5 protein-coding genes are annotated in these 6,795 nt (G+C 56.0%); 4 read left to right on the top strand and 1 reads right to left on the bottom strand.

Annotated features, from left to right (window positions below):
* Window positions 1–570 precede the first annotated feature (570 nt).
* The gene (locus ACFO9Q_RS04660) at window positions 571–2,028 is read right to left on the bottom strand and encodes a VanW family protein (protein WP_379179221.1); all 1,458 of its coding nucleotides are present in this window, start codon (window positions 2,026–2,028) and stop codon (window positions 571–573) included.
* 251 nt (window positions 2,029–2,279) lie between these two features.
* Here ACFO9Q_RS04660 and ftsE point away from each other — a divergent pair, with 251 nt between their 5' ends.
* The 4 genes from ftsE to ACFO9Q_RS04640 all read left to right on the top strand — a co-directional run bounded on the left by ftsE (window position 2,280) and on the right by ACFO9Q_RS04640 (window position 6,712).
* On the top strand, window positions 2,280–2,966 hold the full coding sequence (gene ftsE / locus ACFO9Q_RS04655) for a cell division ATP-binding protein FtsE (RefSeq protein WP_379179219.1): 687 nt from the start codon (window positions 2,280–2,282) through the stop codon (window positions 2,964–2,966).
* Entirely contained in the window at window positions 2,956–3,867 is a 912-nt protein-coding gene (ftsX, locus tag ACFO9Q_RS04650) for a permease-like cell division protein FtsX (RefSeq protein ID WP_379179217.1), read from the top strand. Before ftsE ends, ftsX begins: the two co-directional genes overlap by 11 nt.
* A gap of 3 nt (window positions 3,868–3,870) precedes the next feature.
* Window positions 3,871–5,055: a murein hydrolase activator EnvC family protein gene (locus ACFO9Q_RS04645; RefSeq protein ID WP_379179215.1), complete on the top strand. Its 1,185-nt coding sequence runs from the start codon at window positions 3,871–3,873 to the stop codon at window positions 5,053–5,055.
* 187 nt (window positions 5,056–5,242) lie between these two features.
* Complete coding sequence (locus tag ACFO9Q_RS04640; protein WP_379179213.1) at window positions 5,243–6,712, top strand: S41 family peptidase; 1,470 nt, start codon at window positions 5,243–5,245, stop codon at window positions 6,710–6,712.
* Window positions 6,713–6,795: the final 83 nt, after the last annotated feature.

The following is a 6,795-nucleotide window of genomic DNA, read 5'->3' as shown; positions in this document are numbered from 1 at the left end:
AGGCGATAGGAGGGTTTAACGAGGATTCTCCTCGTTAATTCCCCAAGAAGCTAGCTAGTTGGAGGAGTGGAGACACTTTAGCACGGATTATCCGTGTTAAGTCGGTCTGGCGGTAGGCGATAGGAGGGTTTAACGAGGATTCTCCTCGTTAATTCCCCAAGAAGCTAGTTGGTTGGAGGAGCGGAGACACTTTAGCACGGATTATCCGTGTTAAGTCGGTCTGGCGGTAGGCGATAGGAGGGTTTAATGAGGATTCTCCTCGTTAATTCCCCAAGAAGCTAGCTAGTTGGAGGAGCGGAGACACTTTAGCACGGATTATCCGTGTTAAGTCGGTCTTGTCGTAGTCGATAGGAGGGTTTAACGAGGATTCTCCTCGTTAATTCCCCAAGAAGCTAGCTAGTTGGAGGAGCGGAGACACTTTAGCACGGATTATCCGTATTAAGTCGGTCTGGCGGTAGGCGATAGGAGGGTTTAACGAGGATTTTCCTCGTTAAGTGCCGCGCCCCGCGCTGCCGCGCCCCGCGCCCCGCGCTGCCGCGCCCCGCGCTGCCGCGCCCGGGCCGGCGGCGCCTAAGCCCCGCCGCCGATGCCGTCCTCGAGCAGCGGCTCCACCGGCTCCGCCGGTGCCGGCGCTGGCGACGGCGTCGCGCCTGGCGCTGCAGTGCCCGAGCCGACCTCGACGACGGTCGGCTGCGCCTTGTACGTGTCGCGGGATACCCGCTCACGCTTCACCTTCACACCGTCCCGCACGAGGGTGCGGTAGGTCTCCACCACATACCCGGCCTTGCCTTGCTCGGCCACCCGCTTCTGCCCCGCGGGCAGCGCCCCGCTCGCGACCTCCTTCACTGACGGCTCAATCGTCTTCACCGTCACAGACTCCACCTCGTACGCCTCATTCTTCGGCATCGTGCCGAACAGCTTCACCGTCAGCTTCCCGCCGCTGACGACGGTCCTAACGATCAAGTGCTTCCCTGTCGAGTTCCGCCAGCGGAAGTTGATCGCGCCGCTCGCGAACGTCGCATCCTGCCCCTTGGGCAGATACGCCACCGGCAGCGAGTGATTGCGCCGCTCTACAATATCGAGCCCAGCAAGCAGCACCGCATTGTACAGCGTGCTCGACACCTGGCAGATGCCGCCTCCGACGCCAGGCACCAGCTTGCCGTTCAGGATGACCGGCGCTTCCCGATAGCCGTACTCTTCCTCCGTCATCCGGACGAGCTTCCCATAGTCGAACACCTCATCCGGAGCGAGATGCCAGTCGTTCAGCATCCTCGCCGTGGAGCTCACATTATAGGCGCGCCCTGCCGCGCTCGAGGAGAAGTCAGTCGTGAACTCCGTAATCTTCCGCTCGATGCCCTCCGCCTTCAGCCGCTCCAGCGTCACTTCCGGCGATACCAGCTTCACTGGAAGCTCCGTCTCGAGGCTCGGATCCACATCCAATCCGTCCCCGCGCGCCTCCAGGACCGCCCACTTCTGCACCGCAGCGAACAATCCCCCCGTATCGATCCGATAGGCATCCGTATGCTTCATATACACTACCTTATCCTCATCCGTAATCGTCCGAGTGGCATTCTCCGGCTCGTTCAGATCAATCCAGCCCCATTGCTTCTTCACAGCGGCATCGAATACCGAACGATCCCAGCTCTGCACAGAGAGATACTCCCTCGGAGACAGCTCGTACCGGTACTTAGCGCGCTCCCATAATCCGCCCAATCTCAGCTGCACCAGCGCATCACGCACCTCGTCCAGCTGCACGGCATAGCCCAGCTCCTGCACTGCCCAGCCATGCTCCTCGCCCGCCGCATTCTGCACCTTCACAAGCACCTGACGTGCCAGCAGCGCCTTCTCGTACTGATCAACGACGCCAAGAGCCTCGTCAATCTTCATCTCTCCGAGCGCAATGCCGTCCACACTAACCTCCCCAGGAACATTGTCCTGCGTCGCATAGATCCAGAGCAGCCCCCAGCCGGTCGAGGCAATCAGCAGGAGGGAGAACACAACAATAAGCACAACATGCAGACGCTTCAATGGAATGACCACCTTTCCCCGAAGGATTCAACGTCCTACATGTATATGCAACAGCTTGCTCCTCTACGCCACCGATGTCATTCGTCATTTCTCGTACGAACCAATTGTCGGATCATGTCGTCGCACCACCCCTTTTTCACCCGCAACTCCCCATGAGAATTGTGAAAAATGCAGAATTCCTCCCCTTTATGGAGGAAATCATGCCCATCGTGTCGAACATGTAAAGCTGACTATTAACAGGATGTGATAATGTGATAGAAATGCAAGATATTTGGAAGACGTACACCGACGGAACTCACGCCTTAAGCGGGGTGTCTGTTCGCATAGATCGCAATGAATTTGTCTATCTCGTAGGACCATCAGGAGCGGGCAAGTCGACGTTCATGAAGCTGATCTACCGGGAGGAAGTGCCGACCAAGGGGCAGATATCCGTGAACGGATTCAATATTGGCAAGCTGAAGGCGCACAAGATTCCTTATGTGAGGCGGAATATCGGGGTTATTTTCCAAGACTTCAGACTGCTTCCCAAGCTCACCGTGTTCGAAAATGTCGCCTTCGCGATGGAAGTCATCGAGGCGCCCAAGCGGGTCATCAAGAAGCGGACGATGGAGGTGCTTGACCTCGTCGGACTGAAGAGCAAGCACGCCTCCTATCCGGCTCAGCTGTCCGGGGGCGAGCAGCAGCGGGTGTCGATTGCCCGTGCGATCGTGAACAACCCGGCCGTCATCGTGGCGGATGAGCCGACCGGTAACCTGGATCCGGAGACGTCATGGGGCATTATGAATCTGCTCGAGGAGATCAACTTCCGCGGCTCGACCATCGTGATGGCAACTCATAACCGGGAGATCGTCAACTCCATGCGCAAGCGCGTCATCGCGATAGAGAACGGCAATATCGTGCGTGACCAGGCAAGAGGGGAGTACGGCTATGAAGCTTAGAACGATATCGCGCCATATTCGCGAAGGCCTTCGCAATATTATTCGGAACGGCTGGATGTCCTTCGCGTCGATGAGCTCGATCTTCATCTCCCTGTTCATTCTTGGCGTGTTCCTGCTGCTTGCTATTAATGTGAACAATCTGGCTTCCCAGGTGGAGAGCAAGGTTGAGATTAAGGTGTATCTGCAGCTCGATGTAGAGGAAGCGAAGATGAATGAGCTGAAGAATCAGATTGGCAATATGCCTGAAGTAGCCGAGATTATACTGGTGACGAAGGAAGAAGCGCTGAGGAACCTGCAGGAATCGCTCGGCAAGGACGGCGAGATGCTGCTCGAGGACTATAAGGATGACAATCCGCTCCCATTCACCTATACCGTTCGTGTCTATGATCCGGTAACAGTGGGTGATGTTGCGAAGAAGATAGAAGAGATTAATCTGGCAGACCCGGCTCAGCCCATCTCTAAGGTGAGATACGGACAAGGACCGGTAGAGGTCATGTTCAAGATAACCGACATTATGAGGAACGTAGGACTCGTCATGGTTGCTGGACTTGCCGTGACGGCGATGTTCCTCATCTCCAACACGATTAAGATGACCATTATCGCCAGACGGCGCGAGATTGGCATTATGAAGCTGGTTGGCGCGACGAACTCGTTTATTCGGTGGCCTTTTTTCATAGAGGGTGCGCTCATTGGGCTGTTAAGCTCGTTGTTCACGGTTGCGGTTATCCTGTTCGGTTACGATCAGCTCGTGCAGCTCACACAGGCAAGGCTTGCTCTCATCCTGAAGCTGGTCAGCGTCAAGGAAGCCGGGCTGCTCGTTGGTTCCCTGCTCATCGCGCTCGGCACGCTCATCGGCATATGGGGAAGCACGTTATCAATTCGCAAATACTTGAAGGTGTAGGTGATGGGTAAGGTGAAGAAGGCGGTACTTGCTCTTGCTATGGTTGTGCTTGCTGTATTCGTGCTTCATCCGGTCAGCGGAGAGGCGGCGTCCTCGCTGCAGCAGATTAACAAGGAGCTTAAGAACGTTCGCGATCAGATGAATCAGGCTAAGCATGATGCGAGCGATGCGGAGAAGAAGTCAGAGGAGATCGTCGTTCAGAAGCAGGCGGCGGCTGAAGATATTAAGAAGATTATGGCCGAGGTCAATCAAGTCGGCGAAGAGATGAACAAGGTGCAGCAAGAGGTGAAGAAGACGGAGAAGAAGCTGCTGCAGACCGGCCAAGAGCTGGAGGATGCGCAGAAGCGGATTGAGTCGAGGGATCAAGTGATGCAGGACCGTATTCGGCTCATGTACACGAATGGGTTCGTCTCCTATATGGATGTGCTGCTAAGCGCGAACAGCTTCTCAGACTTCCTCGATCGCTTCGATTCGCTGCAGTCTATTCTGAATCAGGATCATGAGATACTGGAGCAGCATAGGAAGGACAAGGAGACGGTCGTTCAGAAGCAGGCAGAGGTTACCTCGCAGCTGACGGATGTGAAGAAGATGTACAAGAAGCTGCAGCAGAGTCAGGACGCTCTCGAAGCGAAGGAGAAGCAGAAGGAAGCGATGATCGCCAGCTACGATAAGGAGATGGAAGAGCTCGAGGAGATCAGCGAAGAGCAGGAGCAGCTGCTCGTCGACCTGGCGAAGAAGGTATCCAAGCTGGAGCGGGAGAAGAATCGCTTCAAGAACTATTACACCGGCGGCGGGAAGCTGGGCATTCCGATTAAGGGCAAGTACCGTGTCAGCTCGAGCTTCGGTATGCGGACGAATCCGGTAAGCGGGAAGTATAAGCTGCATGCGGGGATGGACTTTGCCGCTCCGCAAGGGACAACCATCGTTGCCGCGGAAGCGGGTGTCGTGCTCGTCTCGGGTTGGAATTCAGGCTATGGCAATGTCGTCATCATTGACCACGGGAACGGAATGTGGACGCTGTACGGTCATATTCGCAACGGCGGCCTGGAGGTATCCGAAGGAGAGACGGTGAAGCGCGGCCAGAAGATTGCTGAAGTAGGAAGCACAGGCAACTCGACAGGACCGCATCTGCACTTCGAAGTAAGGAAGAATGAGACGCCGGTTAATCCGAGCGGCTACCTGAAGTAGACGGACTGGACATTATAGGATAATCATTTATCCATCATAGGAGATAAGAGGCAGCCGCGTGGCTGCCCTTATTTTTATGGTCGTTGTCCTCGCAGTGAGACAACCTCCGTAAATAATTGGCAACCGCTTGTCATATACTAGGACGGTTAACTTTTGGGAACAACCTTGAAGAATGGTGGTGCAGCGCATGGTGATGAAGGGACGAACGGTCCTCGCGCTTCTCTTAATGACGATGATTGCTTCGGTGCTCGTCACATTGACATTAGCTGATCTGTTCATCATGCCCGGCGGCAAGGCAGGGGGCGCGCGTGCTTCGCTCTCGGCTCTTGCCGATGGTGCAGGTGAAGGAGGCGGTCTTGCGAAGGAAGAAGAGAAGAAGCTGGATGCCGTCATGGATCTCATTGAGACGAAGTTCTTCCGCGAGGTAGACCGGGAGGGAGTGGTCGACGGTGCGATTAGCGGAATGCTGGCTTCACTCGATGATCCTTATTCCGTCTATATGGAAGGCGATACGGCGGAGCACTTCTCCCAGTCCATTGAAGGCTCCTTCACCGGCATCGGTGCGGAAGTAACGATGGAGGATGGCAAGGTGGTCATCGTCTCGGCGATTAAGGGATCTCCGGCTGAGCGTGCAGGACTGCTGGCCAAGGATGTGGTTGTCTCCGTTAACGGGACGCCGCTGGCAGGACTTAGCTTGAACGAAGCGGTTGGCAAGATTCGCGGTCCGAAGGGGACGAAGGCGAAGCTGCAGATTGTGAGAGGCAGCGCCGCACAGCCGATTCAGCTGCTCGTGGTCCGCGACGATATCGACGTCGAGACCGTCTATGCCAAGCTTCGGGAAGACGGCGTGGGCGTCATCGAGATCAGGCAGTTCTCCCTCCATACGGCGGAGAGGTTCAAGGAAGAGCTGGCGAAGCTGGAGAAGGAAGGGATGAAGGGTCTCGTCCTCGATGTGCGGAATGATCCGGGCGGCATACTGCCGGTTGTAATTGAGATTTCGCAGCATTTTGTACCGAAGGGGAAGAAGATTGTTCAGGTCGAGGATCGCGAAGGGAACCGGGAAGAGACGCGGTCGCAAGGGGGCGGCAAGCCTTATCCGCTGGCCGTGCTAATTAACAAGGGAAGCGCGAGCGCATCAGAGATTCTGGCGGGTGCTCTGCAAGAGTCGGCTGGAGCGGTGCTGATCGGGGAGAATTCCTTCGGCAAGGGCACGGTGCAGGTCAGCTACAACAAGACACTTGGGGACGGCAGCCTGGTGAAGATGACCATAGCCAAGTGGCTCACCCCAGCCGGCAACTGGATTCATGAGAAGGGCATCAAGCCGAATATCGCGGTTCCTCCTAGTCCGCTCTACACAGTCGCGAGGCTGTCGATGGAGAAGGAGCTGAAGCAGGACATGCTTGGCGACCAGGTGAAGAGTCTGCAGACGATGCTCGCCGGACTCGGCTACAAGCCGGGCCGGACGGACGGTTACTTCAGCGCCGCAACGGTGGAAGCGGTGGGGGCGTTCCAGCAGGAGCATGGGCTGCCGGCAACAGGTTCGGTGGATCGCAAGACGGGTGAAGCGATTGAGAAGGCTGTCGTGAAGTGGCTGCAGGATGACCGCAATGATGTTCAGCTTCGGAAGGCGATTGACGAGATCAGCAGGAAAATTTAGAGTTTTGTCGAATACGTAGAAGGTTGACTCTGTTTTGAGCAGGGTCAACCTTTTATTTTGGGAAGATGAGTGTGAGGTTCCTG

The sequence above is a fragment of the Paenibacillus sp. GCM10023252 genome (assembly GCF_042653305.1).
Taxonomy (GTDB): domain Bacteria; phylum Bacillota; class Bacilli; order Paenibacillales; family Paenibacillaceae; genus Pristimantibacillus.
Note: the sequence above shows the minus strand (reverse complement) of the source record. Positions and strands in the feature narration are given on the sequence as shown.